Source organism: Paraburkholderia sp. BL6669N2 (assembly GCF_003387275.1).
Classification (GTDB): Bacteria; Pseudomonadota; Gammaproteobacteria; order Burkholderiales; family Burkholderiaceae; genus Paraburkholderia.
In genome coordinates, this window is sequence record NZ_QUNA01000001.1 from 310,871 (window position 1) to 327,090 (window position 16,220).

Here is a 16,220-nt window from a genome sequence, read left to right on the forward strand (position 1 = left end):
TTTGCCATGACTCACAGTCTCTCATTCGATTCCGTCAAACCGGGCGCGCGCTGCGCGGCGGCGCTGGCCGCGTTGTCGCTGCTCGGCGCGTGCGCGTCCAAAGACGTCATGGGCTATGGCGTCGGGCCGCAGGCGGAACGCGCCGTGATGGCGCAGCAGGCCAGCAAGGATCCCGCGCCGGACACGCCGGGCATGTACCTCGGCCTGATCGATCAGATGCAATCGCAAGGGCTGTACTTCGCGTCGCTCGCGCATATCGACGCGTACGACAAGCAGTACGGCGCAAGCCCAGACTCGATTCTGCTGCGCGCCGACGCGCTGCGCATGACCGATCAGCCGGCCGCCGCCGCGAACGCATACGGACAACTGCTGAAGACGCCGCTCGCCACGCGCGGCTACCGCGGCCTCGGTCTGATCGCGGGCGCGGCCGGCGACTTCGGGCGCGCCGCGCAGGAATTGCAGCAGGCCGTCCAGCTCGCGCCGACCGATGCCACGACGCTCTCGGACCTCGGCTATGCCCGATTGCGCGACGGCGATGTGGACGGCGCGCGCGTGCCGCTCATGAAGGCGGCGGAACTCGACCAGACCAATCCGAAGATCGTCAGCAACGTCGCCCTATATCTGCTTGCCAATGGCAACCAGGCGCAGGCGCTGGCGGTCATGAACCAGCAGAAGCTCGCACCAGACGTGCGCGCCGCGATCCGCAGCGATGCGGCGAAGGTGGCCGCGGCGGCGCGCGCACAAACACGCGGCGCGCTGCCGCAACAAGACTCGGGCGCGCTCGGCGCGGGCGCGCGCACGGTCGCGAGCGCGCAGGGCATCGAGCCCGCGCCGCGTCTGTTGCAGCGCTTCGCGCAATGAGCGCGCGGCGACCTCGTGGTGATGCATCAGGGAATCAGGGAATCAGGGAGCAGCAATGAGAAACACAACAACGAAGCGGGGCTGGAGCGCGTCGATGCCGTGCCGGTGGTTGGCAACAGCTGCGGCGGCCGGTGCGCTGCTGGGCGCGTCCGTCTCGGCCATGGCGCAGACGAGCGAAATGACCCCGGCCGATCAGAGCGCGCCGCCGGCAGTGCAAGCAAGCGAAGTGGGTCACGCGACCCGCGCATGGCGCGATCTGCAAAGCAGCAACAAGGAAGCCGCGCCGGCGCTCCCGATGCTCGGCGCCGAAGCCGGGCTGGCCTACCGCCGCTACATGGAATCGTTCAAGAGCAAGATTCCCGATCTGTACGGCTCCGCGTTGAACGCGGGCAGCGGCGGCAATGGTGCGATGGCTGTCAACAGCGGTCTCGGCGGAAGCAGCGGCGGATCGAACTGACATGCGCCAATTGCCTTGCGCCATGACCCGTGCCGCGCGCCACGCGCATCCTCTGTGGATGCGGCGCGCGGGCGAGCGCCGTCAGCATGGCTCGGTCGCGGTGGTCGCGGTGATCTGGCTGAGCGTGGCGATCGCGGCGCTCGGCGCGCTCGACGTCGGCAACGTGTTTTTTCGCGCGCCGGCAGTTGCAGCGCACGGCCGATCTGGCGGCGCTGGCGGCGGTCCAGATGATCGGCTCCACGGGCGGCTGCGCGACGGCCACCACGGCCGCGCAGCAGAACGCGGCGGCCAACGGTTTCACGGCCGGCACCACCACGACCATCAATACGACATGCGGCCGCTGGGATACCAGCAAGAGCACCTATTTCGGCACTAGCGGCAATCCGCTGAATGCCGTGCAGGTGACGACGACCCAGGTCGTGCCGTACTTCTTCCTCGGACCAAGCCGTAATGTCTCGGCGACGGCCACCGCGTTCGCTTCCAACATCGACGCGTTTTCGCTGGGGACCGGCATTGCGTCGATCAATACGCAGCAGTCGGCGCTGTTGGATGCGATTCTCGGCGGCTTGCTGAAAACCAGCGTGTCGCTGAGCGTAGGCGATGCTCAAAGCCTCGCCACGGCGCACATCAAGCTGCAGGATCTGATGGTTGCGCTCGGCGTGTCGACCATGCAGGGTTTGCTCGGCACGACAGTGAGCTTTCAGCAACTGATGGTCGCCATGGTCACCGCGTTGCAGACGGGCGGCGACACCATCAATGCGTCGATTCTGCAGAAGCTGGCGGTGGCTATTCCCGGCGCGCAGAACATCACGATCGGCGACGGCGGTGCGTCTTCGCCCGGGCTGCTCGCGCTCGGTCTCGCCAATCCTGATGCCGCGGCGACCGCGACGGTCAACGCGTTCGATGCTCTGCTGGTGGCGGCGCAGATTGCGCAACGCAGTCCGGACGGGACCAAGGGCAACGCGCCGGTGATCAATGTGGCGACGGGTCTCGCGGGAGTGGCGGGGATTTCGCTGCAGGTCATCAAGCCACCGGTGCTGGCGGTCGGCGAGGGCGGCATGTTGCCCAATGGGACGTATCGCACGATGGCGCGCACGGCGGTGGTGAACGCGAGCGTGAATCTGCTGCCGCTGACGTTCGCGCCAATCAGCTTGAATCTTGGCATCGGCTCGATCAGCATTTCCGCCTTGAGTACACCGATCATGCTTTCGCTGACGAGCGCGCAGGGCACTGCCGCGCTCAGTTCGGTCGACTGCGAGTCGACCAGGGCAGCGACCAATGCCACGATTCTGGTGCAACCGAGCGTCGCGACGGTCTGCGTGGGGGCGAATCCGGCTTGCGGCGGAACGATCAATGTCGCCGACGTTACGGTATGGACCCTGTTAACCGGCACGAACGAACTCACGAAAATTGCGATCAACGGAACGGAGCAATTGCCCTTGGCGCCGCCTTCGTCCCAGCCCGTTACGTTCAACGGCGCGTCCGGCAGTTTCGATTCGTCGGTCACCATCAATTCCAATGCCGTTGGCAGCGATGCGTCGACGCTGACCGCGCAGCTACTCAAGGTGTTGCCCAACACACTACAGGTGACCGCCTTGGGACTCAATCTGACCGCGGTGATCCAGCCTTTGCTCTCCGCCCTTGCGCCGGTGCTGTCGGCTGCACTACAACCTGTCTTCGCGCTGCTCGACGCGGTGCTCGTGCCCACGCTAGCGCTGCTCGGCGTTCAGGTCGGCACCGCCACGGTCCACAACATGTCGCTGACGTGCGGCGTTTCGCAACTGGTCAACTAGCCAATCCAAGATGAGAACCACCACCAAAATCGAGGAACTCGATATCTACGTCTGGGAGGGCAAGGCCGACATCGTCGACCGGGTCGCGCGCTGCATGGCGAGCTTCGATGTCGAAGTGATCCGTGCGGACGACATCGCGATCTCGCCCGAGCGGACCGCGCTGCGGCCGTCGCTTGCGATCATCAGCGTGTCGGTGATCGACAGCGGCGCGTTGATCCTGCGCGATTGGCAGGCCGCGCACGGCATTCCGGTGGTCTGGGTCGGCGCCGCGCCGCGCGAGCACGATCCGGCTGCCTATCCGTCCGAGTACTCGCATATTCTGCCGCTCGACTTCACCTGCGCCGAACTGCGCGGCATGGTCATGAAGCTCGTGCTGCAAATGCGCGCGCACAGCGCCAAGACGCACGAGTCCGATGCGATGATCGCCAACTCGGAGTGCATGCAGGCGCTGCTGCACGAAGTCGACACCTTCGCCGATTGCGACACGAGTGTGCTGGTGCACGGCGAAACCGGCGTCGGCAAGGAGCGCATCGCGCAACTGCTGCACGAAAAACATAGCCGCTACGGACAAGGCCCGTTCGTCGCGGTGAACTGCGGCGCGATCCCCGACGGTCTGTTCGAATCGCTGTTCTTCGGTCACTCGAAAGGCTCGTTCACCGGCGCGGTGGTCGCGCACAAAGGCTACTTCGAGCAAGCCGACGGCGGTACGCTGTTTCTCGACGAAATCGGCGATCTGCCGCTCTATCAGCAGGTCAAGCTGCTGCGCGTGCTCGAAGACAGCGCGGTCACGCGCATCGGTTCGGCGACGCCGGTCAAGCTCGACTTCCGGCTGGTGGCGGCGACCAACAAACTGCTGCCGCAACTGGTGAAGGACGGCACGTTTCGCGCCGACCTTTACTACCGGCTCGCCGTGATCGAATTGAAGATTCCGTCGCTGGAAGAGCGGGGCGCTGTCGACAAGATTGCGATCTTCAAGGCGTTCATCGCGCAGATCGTCGGCGCGGAGCGTCTCGCCGCGTTGCCCGATCTGCCGTACTGGCTCGCCGACGCTGTCGCCGACACGTATTTCCCCGGCAATGTGCGCGAGTTGCGCAATCTGGCCGAACGCATCGGCGTGACCGTGCGGCAAATCGGCGCGTGGGACGCGGCACGCCTGCAACGGCTTCTCGCGCTCGCGCGCACCACTCAGCCGGTGCCGGCGGAGGGCGTCGCCGAGGTGCTCGTGGACCGCAGCAAATGGGACATGGCCGAGCGGAATCGCGTGCTGGCCGCGCTCGACGCAAACGGTTGGCGCCGCCAGGATACGGCGCTCTATCTCGGCATTAGCCGCAAGGTGTTATGGGAGAAAATGCGCAAGTATCAAATTTTCGACGAGGAGCCCGAAACGCGGGAAAGTGAGTAATAATGGGATGGTTGTACTAAAACAAAAAACTGTTCGAGCATAAATTACATGGACCGAAAGTCGAAACTGCGACAGATTGCGCTCGCCGCATTGATCGCGATGGGCACGGCGCAAGGCGTCAACGCGCAAGCTCTGCAGAACAGCGGCGCAAGCGGCGGCGCCATCGGCGGTGTCGTTTCCCAGCCAGGCACGACAGCCGCGTTGCCGGCTACCTCGCCGGCGGGACAGGCGCAGACTTCCGCCCTCACGTCGGACGAAGCGAAGCAGTCCGCGGCAGGCAACGTGGCGGAATTGCAGCAGATGATCCACGGGTCGGATCTAAGCGAACTGCGCACCACGTATAACGGCAGTTACGGGCGCGAGCTTGCTGTTTTACGGCAAGGAAATGACGTACTACGTGGCGCTGTTCCAGCAGAAAAATTTCTGGCGTGTCATCAAGACGCAGGACGCGACACGTGCGGACATGATCTACAAGGATTTCGTGCGTCAGACGGTGCAACTGTCGGACGTCGAGATTCGCCGCACGCAACTCGAAGCGCAAAAAGCGTTCACGGAGCGGATGATCGCGTTGCAGCAGGACAATGCGAACCGCTTGCAGGCGGACCTCGATGTCGCGCGTCAGCAGCAGAGCATCGTGGTGACCCAGCAGCAGCAAACTCGCGCCGAAGCGACTTCGCTGGCTCAGCAAAAGGCTTCCGCGCAGGATCAGCTGCGTGCCGCGCAGCGCCAGGTGCGCGATCTGCAACGCCAGTTGGAAAGCGGGTTGCCCTCGCGCTGAGCGTAACGGTCTAAAGAGCATCCGGTGGGCAGGGCGGCGCGGTGCTAACCGTGTCGCTCGGCTTTACCGCAACGATGGCTCGTGTTCAACTGCATTCGTGCAATGTGTATAGTTCGCGCGGCCCACGCGAACGCCGTTGCTCGTTCACGCACTCGCCGGACTTTCCATTCCTGCAGCAGTAATAGCCACCCACGTTTATTTCCCGCGTGTTTACGTGAAGTCTCACGCGCGGCACGCGAGTGGCTCGCCGCCCTTGTTCCCAGTTGTTTTGCACGCGCACTAGCGGCAGCGCTTAACGCACCGCGTACGTGACGGCGATAGCGGCGGCCACGCTTTGGCTGCTGCTTCGTTTTCCCTGTGCTCCGCCAGCCGATAAAGCGGCCAGCTCTAATGCCGCTTTTTTCCCTCCGAAGCCCCCTCCTTGCCCGACGCGTGATGCGGGTCTCCCACGTCGACGGCGATCGGATCGCTGGCGGGGAAGCTTTCCTCGAGCGCCTCGTCAAGACGGTCGTCGTCGGATTCGGCGGGCGCTTGCGTTGCCGCGGGAGGGGATTCGTGTTGCTTCTTGCTGGTCATGACGTACTCCGTGAGAAGAGAGTCTGCAAGTCAGCATAGCGCAAAGCAGGCCTCGGCGAACATCGGCCGAACGGTCCAGGACCGTGCGCCGTAAGTGCCGGCTGCAAACCCGTGAGCCGAACGATGCGCGAACCGGTGCGGGTTTATCAGCCGAAACTTAAAAACCATTGCGCATCAGCTCGTTTTCCGTGTGTCGACACAGTGCGGCGCGCAAAAGAAAAGCAGGCACCGGCTGCGTGGGCCGGTAGACCGCAACGCATGCCGCGAACCGGCAATGTCGCGCTCGGGAGGGGCGCAACCAGAACCCGTGAACAACAAGGCAGCGAATAACATGAACCGGAAAAAAACCGCGTGCGCGTCGCAGCGCCTCAACGCGTCGCACGTCGTGGAAGCTGAGCTGGAACACCTGGATTGGGCAACGAAGCAACCGGCGCAGCGCTGGCTGGACGCCGTGTATTGGCGCCGCCGCGTGCTGGCGGTCAAATGCGGATTTGAACTGACAGACCTGCAGGTGATGCGTCTGGAGAAGATATTGCAGCGGCTCGGCCATTCGCCGGAGTAGCCGAGCGCCGCCGCCGCGGCGGCTTACTCGCTGCCGCCATTACCGCCGTGATTGCCGCCGCCGTGGTTACCGCCACCGTGGTTGCCACCGTCGCCGCCCGTGCCGAACAGACGCCGGCGGCGCGTAACGACCACGGGGCCGTCCGACGTGCCGCTGCTTCGATCCGACGCAGGCCGGTCCGAAGACGGCGCGCCATACGACTCGCGCGGTTCACGCGGTTCGCGCGGCTCACGATGATCGCGCGGTTCACGCGAGCCGTGCGGGCCACGCGTGGTGTGCTCGCCGTGCGCGGGACGCCCCGCGCGCGGAGCCGGACGCGTGCCGGTGTCGAGCTGGATCGTCGAGATCGCGCGCTTGTAGATGCCTTGCAGGCCGACAGGCGTGCGCAGCATCACCAGATACTGATCGAACGACTCGATGCACCCGGTCAGGCGGATGCCGTTGACAAGGTAAATCTCGACGCGCTTTCGTTCTTTGCGCGCAGCGTTCATGAAGTCGTTTTGCGGATGCGATTCTGCGGAAGCCATGGACAATTCAGGTTAGAAAGACGGTTGTTCGCCGCGATTCTACCCTGTGTGGGGGCGGAACGCGTCGGCGGGCGAACTGGGTCCACTATAACGGCTTGTGGGCGCATAAGCATCTGATAACTATTGACTGTAACGTTGAGTTACGAATCTGCGGACGAATGCCGCGTTCTTCCGCCACACGCGGCCCTGCGCGGCGCGGATGGCGGAAAAAGATGGCGGGCGCGGTGTATCGGATGGAATAAAGCGCCGCCCGACCGCGTTATATCAGGCATGGCGACACTGCATCGTGCGCGTCGCCGATCGGCTTGTGCCGGCCGCACCGGATGTTCGGGCGCTCATCCGCAAGCTTCTCGCATGAGAGCCGAGTCAGGCGCGAAAGCGCCAGCTCTGGCCGACAGGAGACTCACCATGAAAGTATCGCGCATCCTTTCCGCTGTTTTCGTTCTGCTGGCACTGGCGGGGGGAACCCTCGCGACGAGCGCGTGCACGTCCGCGACCGATAGCGGCGCCTCGAGTTCGAGCGGCGGCGGCGGCAGCGGCGGCTACTGAGCGCCGCTCGCCGGGTGAATTTCGAAGCCGAAGTGATTTCGTGGCTCCCGCAGCTGCGCCGCTACGCGCGCGCACTGACGGGCGACCGCGCATGGGCCGACGACCTCGTACAGGATACGGCGGAGCGCGCGCTCGCCCGTTGGGCGGCGTTCCGGCCGGACAGCAATTTGCGCGCATGGCTCCTGACGATCCTGCGGCATCTCTACATCGATCAATTGCGCGGCCGCCGCGAGATTGCCGTCGACGAAGAGAGCGCGCCCTGGCGCAATCTCGAAGCGCCGCAAGGCGAGGTCGACGGCCTCGTGCTGCGCGATCTGCAGCGCGCGTTGTACTGTCTGCCCGTCGAACAGCGTGAAGTGCTGTTGCTGGTCTGCGTGGAGGAGCTGTCTTACCAGGAAGCGTCGCGCGCGCTCGGCGTGCCGATCGGCACGGTGATGTCGCGGCTCTCCCGCGCGCGCGAACACATGCGCGCGTTGCTGACGGAAGGACCGGCGCAGGGGCCGGCGCGTAAAAGTCCACCGTTGAAAGTAGTGAGAAACCCGTGATGAACAGCGACGACTACGATTCCAGCTTGCCCGAAGGGCTCGATCTGCGAGCGCTGTCGGCGTATGTCGACGGTGAATTGCCAGGCGCGGAGCGTGCCGCGATCGAGGCCCAGCTGGCGCAGCATCCGCAGGCCGCCGCGCGCGTGGCCGCGTGGCGCGCGCAGAAAGCCGCGTTGCGCGTGCTGTGCGGCGCGCCGCAGCGCAGCGAGCGCGATGAGCGCGACGAGCGTCATGAACGCGAGGCGGCCGATGAACCGGCCTTCATCGTGTTGCGGCGCAGGACCGCCTGGTGGCAACGCGCGGGCGTCGCGGCCTGCTGGCTCGCGGCCGGCGCCGGGCTCGCGCTCGCCCTCGGGCCGCTCGCGCCGCGTCTGACCGGCGGCGCGTGGGGCGGTCTGGGCGGCAGCCCGCCGAGCTTCGCCGAGCGCGCGGACATCGCTTATGCGGTGTACACGCCGGAGCGGCGGCATCCGGTGGAAGTCGCCGCGAACGAAGAAGAGCATCTGATCAACTGGCTCTCCAAACGGCTGAACCGGCCGCTCTCGGTGCCGTCCTTGCAGGAATACGGCTACTCGCTGGTGGGCGGCCGGCTGTTGCCCGGCGAAGCGGGTCCGGCGGCGCAGTTCATGTACGAGAACACCAGCGGCGCGCGGCTCACGCTCTACGTCACCGGCATCTCGCGCGACGAAACCGCGTTCCGCCTGTTTCGCGACGGCAATCGCCGCACCTTCTACTGGGTCAGCGACGGCATGGGCTACGCGCTCTCCGGGCCGATCGCGGAAGGCAAGCTGCGCACGATCGCCATCGACGTGTGCAGCGCGCTCGGCGGCAAACCGGAGTCGTGGCAGTAGGGGCATGTGCGAGTTCGCGCCGCGCGACTGTCGTGTCGGTCGGCAGAGGCCGTGCAACACCCGGTAACAGAAACGGCGTGCGCTTGCGCCGCGCTGAAGGAATAGCGTCGCGCGGCGCTGCGTTTACTTGTTGCTGGATCGTGCCTTTCCCGCATGCGTACATGGGTACATGGCAAGGTCTTCAGCAAGGCAAACGACGGTGTCTTCACGGTGCCGACACGTTTCTTGCGGTCGCAACGCCGGTGCGCGTCGGACAGCATAAAGGCAGCAAAATCATGCTCACATTTCATCAATTCGGCAGCGGGCTGTATTGCGGCGTAGCCTGTGTGTGCCTGTGCGCCGCGTGCGCGGCGCCGGTCGAGGCGCAAGCGGACGCGCCGGTGTGCCGGTTCGTGGCGGGGCAGGCGGAAATCGACGGCGTCATGCAGCAGATCACCGGCCGCGCATGCCTGCAACCGGACGGCACATGGCAGATCGTCGAGGACGATGCCGCCGCGCAGGCCTTGGCGGATGGCCCGGTCTACTACTACGATCCATGGTATTGGGGGCCGCCGGTGGTGTTCGGGGTCGGCGTGTCGTTCGTGTTCGTCGACCGCTTTCATCATTTCCATCATATGGATCATGTGCGCTATGTGCATGGCGTGCACGGATCGTTCGGCGCGGGCGGACGCGGCGGTTGGCACGGTGCGGCGCCCATGCACCCATGGGGCGGCATGTCGCACGGCGGCGGTGGAATGCGCCGCTGACTCGTGCCTCTGACTCGTGCCAATGACTCATGCCGCTGACTCACTGCCGCGGATTCGCGCGGCGGCCAGGGAGACGCTTTGATTCGCAACTTGCCGCCAAAAGTGTCCGCCGCACAGTTCGACCGCGCGCTCGCCGGTTGGCGTTCGATTGTCGGCGAGCCGCAGGTGGTGACCTCGGCGGACGGCCTTGCCGTGTATCTCGATCCGTTCGCGCCCGGTGAGCGCGAAGCGTTTTCGGCAAGTGCCGCCGTCTTGCCCGGCTCCGTCGATGAAATTCGCGCGGTGCTGCGCATTGCCAATCAGTTTCGCATTCCGCTCTGGACCGTTTCGACCGGACGCAACTTCGCGTATGGCGGCGCCGCGCCGCGTCTTGCCGGTTCGGTCGTGCTCGATCTGCACAGGATGAACCGCATCATCGAAGTGAACGAGGCCATGGCGTACGCGCTGGTCGAGCCGGGCGTCAGCTACTTCGATCTGTACGCGCATCTGCGCGACAAGGGCTACAAGCTGTGGGTCGATCCGCCCGCGGCCGGTTGGGGCAGCGTGGTCGGCAATACGCTCGAACGCGGCTTCGGCTATACCGCGTACGGCGATCACGCGGCGTCGCAGTGCGGCATGGAAGTGGTGCTCGCCAACGGCGATGTGTTGCGCACAGGCATGGGCGGCATTGAAATCGGCACCGCGTGGCAGTTGTACCAGCCGGGTTACGGGCCGTCGTTCGACGCGATGTTCATGCAGTCGAATTACGGCATCGTCACCAAGCTCGGCGTGTGGCTGATGCCCGCGCCGCCCGCTTATCTGCTCGGCGAAATCCAGTTTCAGCATGAAGCGGATCTCGAAGCGATCGTGGAGACTTTGCGGCCTTTGCGGCTCGATGAAACGATCCGCAATCACGCGGTGATCGAAGGCGGTTTGCGCCGCGCGGCCGGCTTGTCGGCGCGCGCGCAGTGGTATGACGGACCGGGGGCGATGCCCGGAAGCGCGGTGGACGCGATGCTCGAGAAGCTGAATGTGGGCCGCTGGAATCTGCATTATGCGCTTTACGGTACGCCTGAGTCGATCGACGCGCGCCATGCGATCGTGCAGCGCGCGTTTGCGCGCATACCGCGGGCGCGCTTTCTGGCGGCGCGCTACGCGGGCGACGCGCAGCCCACGGCCGGCGGCGACCGCAACCTCGCCGGCATTCCGGCGATGAGCGCGTTTCGCATGCTCGACTGGCGCGGCGGCGCGGGCGCGCATGTGGACTTCGCGCCGGTGTGTCCCGCGACCGGGCGCGACGCGTTGCGTCAATACACGATGGTCAAGGCACGCGCCGCGGAATACGGCTTCGATTACTACGGCGGTTTTACGGCGGGCGTGCGCCATCTGCATCACATTTTCGCGGCGATCTTCGACCGCGACGACGCGAACCAGGTAGAGCAGGCCGGCGCGCTGTTGCGTTCGCTGATGAGCGACGCGCGCGCGGCGGGCTACGGCGAATACCGCGCGCATCTCGCGTATATGGATTTTGCCGCGGCCCAGTACAGCTTCAACGACGGCGCGTTGCTGCGGTTCTCGGAAACGATCAAGGACGCGCTCGACCCGAACGGCATTCTCGCGCCGGGCAAGCAGGGCATCTGGCCGGCGGCGTGGCGCGACCGGCGCGGCTATACCTGAGGGCGCGGCCGAAAACGAGGCATGACGACAGGAGCGATGCATGGACCGGCGCACTTTCATGCTGACCGGCGCTTGCCTCTCGACCGCGGCAGGCAGCGCGTGGCCGTGGCTCGCGCATGCGGCGGCGCGTAGCAATACGGTGGCGGTGGTCGACTCCACGTTGGCGTACGGCGCCGCATTCGCCGGCTATGCAGCACACCGGCAGTTGCCGGTTTTCGAAACCGGCGACGACATCGGCGCGCTCTGGTACACGACACTTGCACCGCTGCTTTGCGCAACGCCGGCATGTACACCCACACCTACGCCCACGTTCCTGTCGGTTTCGCTAATTGGGCTCACGCGCGCGTCCGATTACTTCGTGCTGAACCAACTCGCTAAAAGCGCGGGACAGGTGATCGAAAACGAACACAGTCACGAGCAAAGCGCGGGCTCGGACAGACAGCACGGTCACGTCGCATTCGCCTTCGCCTTCGCGCCACGCGTATTGCACGAGAGCTAGAAGCTGTACGCCTTGTTCTTCGGATCGAAGGTCGAGTCGTCGAATGTTTTCGGCGTGATTGTTTCGAACACGACCTTCTCGAAGATCTTGCCGTCGTTGTCATAAGACTCGACGGTGCGGAAATACGGATGCCGCAGATCGAGGCCGAGCGTTTCCTTCTTCGCGTAGAACTGCGGCTGGCCGGTCGGCGTTTCGAAGGTGAAGGCCACCACGCGTACGCCGTCGACCGTTTTGACTTCCATCTGGGTCGAACGCGGCAAGCCGGCCTCGATGTATTTTTTGCCTTCGCTGAGGTACTGGTTCGCGATGTATTCCGTGCCGAGATCGCGCACCTGATGATTCGATTGCGCGCGGGCGAGGGCGCCGGTCAGCGAGGTCCACACCGGCATCACGTTCATGATGCCGCCCAGATGCCCGTACATCTCATCGGTCCGTTTGGATTCGTCGTAGATGATTTCCTGGCCGGCGCGCGCGCCGTCGGGCAGCCACTTTGCGTAGATGCGCAACGGGTCGTGCGCGACGCGCACCAGCATGTGATCGGGCTTGTCGGGCCATTGGCCGTGAATGCGTTCCGAGCGCGCCATGGTGAACTCGTACGACGGATAGCCGTTCGGCCCTTCCTTGATATAGCGCGGCAACGCGAGTGGATCGAGTGACTGGAACAGCGCGACCAGTTGCGCGTCACTGAGCTTTTCCATCGCGCCGCTTTGTTGCGCGGCGCGCAGCCACTTGACCTGCTGATCCAGCGTCAGCTTGCCGACCTGCGTGGAGGGCGTGGACGGCGCCTTGACGGCGCTGGCGCTGTCGAGCGCGGGCGGCGTGTCGTCGTTTTGCGCGAATGCGGCCGGCGTGGCCAGTGCGGCCGCTCCCGCCACGAGCGCCGCGATCAGGAGCTTGCGCGACGGCACGCTTTGCAACGACGCGCGCAAGCGTGCGAATAAGTCCGCACGCAAACCAGCGGTCCGCGGCGACGAAAGCGACGAAAGCGACGAATGCGACAAACCGGCGAGGCGCATGAAGACGGGCGTGCGGCGTGATCGTGCGGACAGGCGGTGCTTCATGAATCTCTCCGAAAGGTGACGCGAAGCGCCTTCCCTGTCAGGCAGGCTTTTGCTTCGCGAGTTCCTCGTCGCGCAGGGCGCGGCGCAGAATCTTGCCGACATTGGTTTGCGGCAGCTCGTCGCGGAACTCGACGAGCTTCGGCACCTTGTAGCCGGTCAGGTTCTTGCGGCAGTGGGCGATCACCTGTTCCGCCGTCAGGGAGGGATTGCGCTTGACGATGAATACCTTCACCCGTTCGCCCTGCGCGGCGTCGGGCACGCCGATTGCGGCGACTTCGCGCACGTCCGGAAGCGCCGCGATCACGTCTTCCACTTCATTCGGATAGACATTGAAGCCCGACACCAGAATCATGTCCTTCTTACGGTCGATCAGCCGGATAAAGCCGCGCGAATCCATGACGCCGATGTCGCCGGTGGCGAGCCAGCCGTCGTCGTCGATCACCTTGGCGGTTTCTTCCGGACGATTCCAGTAGCCTTTCATCACCTGCGGTCCCTTCACGCACAATTCGCCCGCCTCGCCGATGTTCGCCCAATGGCCGTCGTCCTTCCTGAAACGCACCTGCGTGGACGGCGCGGGCAAACCGATCGAGCCTTCGAAGTCGCGCATGTTGGAGAGGTCGACCGGATTCATCGACACGATCGGCGAGCATTCCGTGAGCCCATAGCCTTCGATGATCGGCTTGCCGGTCACCGCCTTGAATCGCTCGGCCACCGACTTCTGCGTGGCCATGCCGCCCGCCATCGCCAGCTTGAGATCGGAGAAGTCGCGCTTGCAGAATTCCTCGTTGTCGAGGAACGCGTTATAGAGCGTGTTCACGGCGGTCATGCCGGTGAATTTCTCGTGGCGAATGATCATCATCACGCGCTTCATGTCGCGCGGATTGGCGATCAGAATGTTGCGTCCACCCAATCCCATGAAGATCAGCGCGTTTACCGTCAACGAATAGATGTGGTACAGCGGCAGCGGCGTGAGCACTGTTTCGACCTCGCCGGTCAGTTGGCCTTCTGACCACGCCTTGGCCTGCAGCAGATTCGCAATGATGTTCCTGTGCGTGAGCATCGCGCCCTTGGCGACGCCGGTCGTGCCGCCTGTGTACTGCAGGAACGCGATGTCGTCGTGGGTGGGGCGCACGGGCGTCAATGGCCGGGAGTAGCCGGTAGAAAGCGCGTCGAGCAGCGGCACCGCTTTGGGCAGGTTGTACGCGGGCACCATCTTCTTCACGTGCCGCAGCATGAAATTGAGCAGACGTCCCTTCAGATTCAGACCGTCGGCGAGCAGATCGCCGAGTCCCGTCACGATCACGTTCTGCACTTTGGTGCCGGGCAGCGCGTCTTCGACCGTCTTCGCGAAATTCTCGAACACGATGATGGTTTGCGCGCCGCTGTCCTTCAACTGATGCGCGAGTTCGCGCACCGTATAGAGCGGATTCACGTTGACCACCACGCCGCCGGCCTTCAGTACGCCGAACAGCGAGACCGGATACTGGAACGTATTCGGCAACATGATCGCGACGCGTTCGCCCGGCTTCATGCCGATGCTCTGCAGATACGCGGCGAACGCGGTGGCCTTGCGGCCGAGTTCACCGTAGGTCATGCTCGCGCCCACGCTCACATACGCGACACGCTCGCGGAACTGCGCGATGCATTCGTCGAAGAACTGTACGACCGACTCGTATTTCGACACGTCGATTTCACGCGGCACATCCGCCGGATAGGACGCGTACCAGATGCCGTCGGTGTTGGGCGCGTGGTTCGGCGCGTGAGCCTGCGCCTGCGCGAAAGCAGGCGCAGGCTCCGCTGCGTTCGGCGCCGCCGATTCACCGCCAGGCGCAAGCGTGGTTTGAGTGGGCTGGGTCATGGTCGTCTCCTGAAGCTGTGGCTTCATCTCTTTGTGTGCCGGCCCGGTGGCCGGTCATCGAAGCAATCAACGCGAGTGTGGCAGCGTGTGAAGCAAAAGCATGCGGCGAAGCAAACACTGAAACGCATCTCGTGCTCAGCGTTCCAGAATCGCGACCACCCCCTGGCCGCCCGCCGCGCAGATCGAAATCAGCCCACGCGCGGTGCCGCCCGGTTTGTCGAGTTGCGCGAGCATTTTCGCGAGGCCGGCGACGATGCGTCCACCCGTCGCCGCGAATGGATGGCCTGTGGCCAGCGAGCTGCCGTTCACATTCAATTTTGCCCGATCGATTGCACCGAGCGGGCCCGGCAAGCCGAGCTGCGTACGGCAATACTCGTCATCCTGCCATGCCGCGAGCGTGCACAACACCTGGGCGGCAAAGGCTTCGTGGATTTCGTACAGATCGAAGTCCTGCAACGTGAGCCCGGCGCGCGTCAGCATGCGCGGCACGGCGTAGGCGGGCGCCATCAGCAGGCCTTCTTTCTTGTCGAAGAAGTCGACGGCGGCGGTTTCGGACCAGCTCAGGTACGCGAGCACCGGCAGTCCATGACGCGCGGCCCATTCTTCACTCGCGAGCAGCACCGCGGAAGCGCCGTCGGTGAGCGGCGTCGAATTGCCCGCGGTCAGCGTGCCGGCGTCGCGGTCAAATACCGGTTTCAGGCTCGCGAGTTTTTCGAGCGTGAGGTCGGAGCGCAGATTGTTGTCGCGCGCGAGACCGCGGTACGGCGTCATCAGATCGTTGACGAAACCGCGCGCATACGCCTCCGTGAGCTTGCGGTGGCTGTCGTAGGCGAGCACGTCCTGGGCCTCGCGGGAGATGTTCCAGCGCTTGGCCATCAGTTCGCAATGCTCGCCCATCGAAAGGCCCGTGCGCGGTTCGCCGTTACGCGGCAGAAGCGGCTTGAAAAACATGCCGGGCCGCAGCTTGCTCAGCGCGCTGACGCGTTGCCCGGTGCTCCTGCCGCGATTGGCTTCGAGCAGGATCTTGCGCATCCGCTCGTTGACGCCGATCGGCGCGTCGGAGGTCGTATCGACGCCGCCCGCGATGCCCGCTTCGATCTGCCCCAACGCGATCTTGTTGGCGACGAGAATGGCCGCCTCGAGTCCGGTGCCGCAGGCCTGTTGCACATCGTAAGCGGGCGTTTCTTTGGCAAGCGTGGTGGACAGCACGGATTCGCGCGTCAGATTGAAGTCGCGCGAATGCTTGATGACAGCGCCCGCGGCGACTTCACCCAAGCGTTCGCCGTGCAGGTTATAGCGGTCCATCAGCCCTTGCAGCGTGAAGGTCAGCATGTCCTGATTCGACGCGGTCGCGTAGGCGGTGTTCGAGCGGGCAAACGGAATCCGGTTGCCCCCGACGATGGCGACTCGGCGTGCGGCTGGCAGCGGGTTGGACATGCTCGGCTCCTTCGGGTCGTTCCCTGAGTATTGAATGGTGCGAATGGTCTAACAATGGTCTG

The 16,220-nt window shown here is 64.7% G+C and carries 16 protein-coding genes and 1 pseudogene; 12 read left to right on the top strand and 5 right to left on the bottom strand.

Annotated features, from left to right (window positions below; all coding sequences use genetic code 11):
• Positions 1-6: 6 nt before the first annotated feature.
• The 5 genes and pseudogenes from B0G80_RS01330 (at position 7) to B0G80_RS01350 (ending at position 5,291) form a co-directional block, all read left to right on the top strand.
• Complete coding sequence (locus B0G80_RS01330; protein ID WP_116116699.1) at positions 7-861, top strand: tetratricopeptide repeat protein; 855 nt, start codon at positions 7-9, stop codon at positions 859-861.
• 55 nt (positions 862-916) lie between these two features.
• The gene (locus tag B0G80_RS01335; protein WP_116116700.1) at positions 917-1,318 is read left to right on the top strand and encodes a DUF3613 domain-containing protein; all 402 of its coding nucleotides are present in this window, start codon (positions 917-919) and stop codon (positions 1,316-1,318) included.
• Positions 1,319-1,503: 185 nt separating this feature from the next.
• A complete protein-coding gene (locus B0G80_RS01340) occupies positions 1,504-3,111 on the top strand; it encodes a TadG family pilus assembly protein (RefSeq protein WP_258878790.1) in 1,608 nt (535 codons plus the stop codon).
• A 10-nt stretch (positions 3,112-3,121) separates the two neighbouring features.
• Positions 3,122-4,513 (top strand): sigma 54-interacting transcriptional regulator, encoded by a 1,392-nt coding sequence (locus B0G80_RS01345; RefSeq protein ID WP_116116701.1) that lies wholly within the window; start codon positions 3,122-3,124, stop codon positions 4,511-4,513.
• 48 nt (positions 4,514-4,561) lie between these two features.
• Positions 4,562-5,291, top strand: a pseudogene (locus B0G80_RS01350) (DUF2968 domain-containing protein).
• Positions 5,292-5,678: 387 nt separating this feature from the next.
• On the opposite strand, the gene B0G80_RS01355 reads toward B0G80_RS01350, so the two are convergent.
• On the bottom strand, positions 5,679-5,867 hold the full coding sequence (locus tag B0G80_RS01355; protein ID WP_116116702.1) for a hypothetical protein: 189 nt from the start codon (positions 5,865-5,867) through the stop codon (positions 5,679-5,681).
• Between the two features lie 331 nt (positions 5,868-6,198).
• Between B0G80_RS01355 and B0G80_RS01360 the strand changes: the two genes are divergently transcribed.
• Positions 6,199-6,429, top strand: coding sequence for a hypothetical protein (locus B0G80_RS01360; protein WP_106284596.1), 231 nt, complete (start codon positions 6,199-6,201; stop codon positions 6,427-6,429).
• Between the two features lie 23 nt (positions 6,430-6,452).
• Here B0G80_RS01360 and hfq read toward each other — a convergent pair whose 3' ends face one another.
• Positions 6,453-6,956, bottom strand: coding sequence for an RNA chaperone Hfq (gene hfq, locus B0G80_RS01365; RefSeq protein ID WP_106284597.1), 504 nt, complete (start codon positions 6,954-6,956; stop codon positions 6,453-6,455).
• Positions 6,957-7,364: 408 nt separating this feature from the next.
• Between hfq and B0G80_RS45625 the strand changes: the two genes are divergently transcribed.
• From B0G80_RS45625 to B0G80_RS01390, 6 genes are all read left to right on the top strand, one after another.
• Positions 7,365-7,505, top strand: a complete 141-nt coding sequence (locus B0G80_RS45625) for a hypothetical protein (RefSeq protein ID WP_181919886.1) — start codon at positions 7,365-7,367, stop codon at positions 7,503-7,505.
• Between the two features lie 14 nt (positions 7,506-7,519).
• Positions 7,520-8,050: a sigma-70 family RNA polymerase sigma factor gene (locus tag B0G80_RS01370; protein WP_106284599.1), complete on the top strand. Its 531-nt coding sequence runs from the start codon at positions 7,520-7,522 to the stop codon at positions 8,048-8,050.
• Positions 8,050-8,901: an anti-sigma factor gene (locus B0G80_RS01375; protein ID WP_116116703.1), complete on the top strand. Its 852-nt coding sequence runs from the start codon at positions 8,050-8,052 to the stop codon at positions 8,899-8,901. The genes B0G80_RS01370 and B0G80_RS01375 overlap by 1 nt, the downstream gene beginning before the upstream one ends.
• A 275-nt stretch (positions 8,902-9,176) precedes the next feature.
• Positions 9,177-9,647: a hypothetical protein gene (locus B0G80_RS01380; RefSeq protein WP_116119467.1), complete on the top strand. Its 471-nt coding sequence runs from the start codon at positions 9,177-9,179 to the stop codon at positions 9,645-9,647.
• 78 nt (positions 9,648-9,725) lie between these two features.
• Positions 9,726-11,303 carry an FAD-binding oxidoreductase gene (locus B0G80_RS01385; RefSeq protein ID WP_116116704.1) on the top strand — a complete coding sequence of 526 codons (1,578 nt, stop codon included), beginning with the start codon at positions 9,726-9,728 and terminating at the stop codon, positions 11,301-11,303.
• Positions 11,304-11,343: 40 nt separating this feature from the next.
• Positions 11,344-11,802, top strand: a complete 459-nt coding sequence (locus B0G80_RS01390) for a hypothetical protein (protein WP_116116705.1) — start codon at positions 11,344-11,346, stop codon at positions 11,800-11,802.
• Here B0G80_RS01390 and B0G80_RS01395 read toward each other — a convergent pair.
• From B0G80_RS01395 to B0G80_RS01405, 3 genes are all read right to left on the bottom strand, one after another.
• Entirely contained in the window at positions 11,799-12,863 is a 1,065-nt protein-coding gene (locus B0G80_RS01395) for a DUF1571 domain-containing protein (protein ID WP_116116706.1), read from the bottom strand. The two genes, B0G80_RS01390 and B0G80_RS01395, sit on opposite strands and share 4 nt — an antisense overlap.
• A 37-nt stretch (positions 12,864-12,900) precedes the next feature.
• Positions 12,901-14,721 (bottom strand): AMP-binding protein, encoded by a 1,821-nt coding sequence (locus B0G80_RS01400; RefSeq protein WP_116116707.1) that lies wholly within the window; start codon positions 14,719-14,721, stop codon positions 12,901-12,903.
• A 135-nt stretch (positions 14,722-14,856) separates the two neighbouring features.
• Positions 14,857-16,158 (bottom strand): acetyl-CoA C-acetyltransferase, encoded by a 1,302-nt coding sequence (locus B0G80_RS01405; RefSeq protein ID WP_116116708.1) that lies wholly within the window; start codon positions 16,156-16,158, stop codon positions 14,857-14,859.
• Positions 16,159-16,220: the final 62 nt, after the last annotated feature.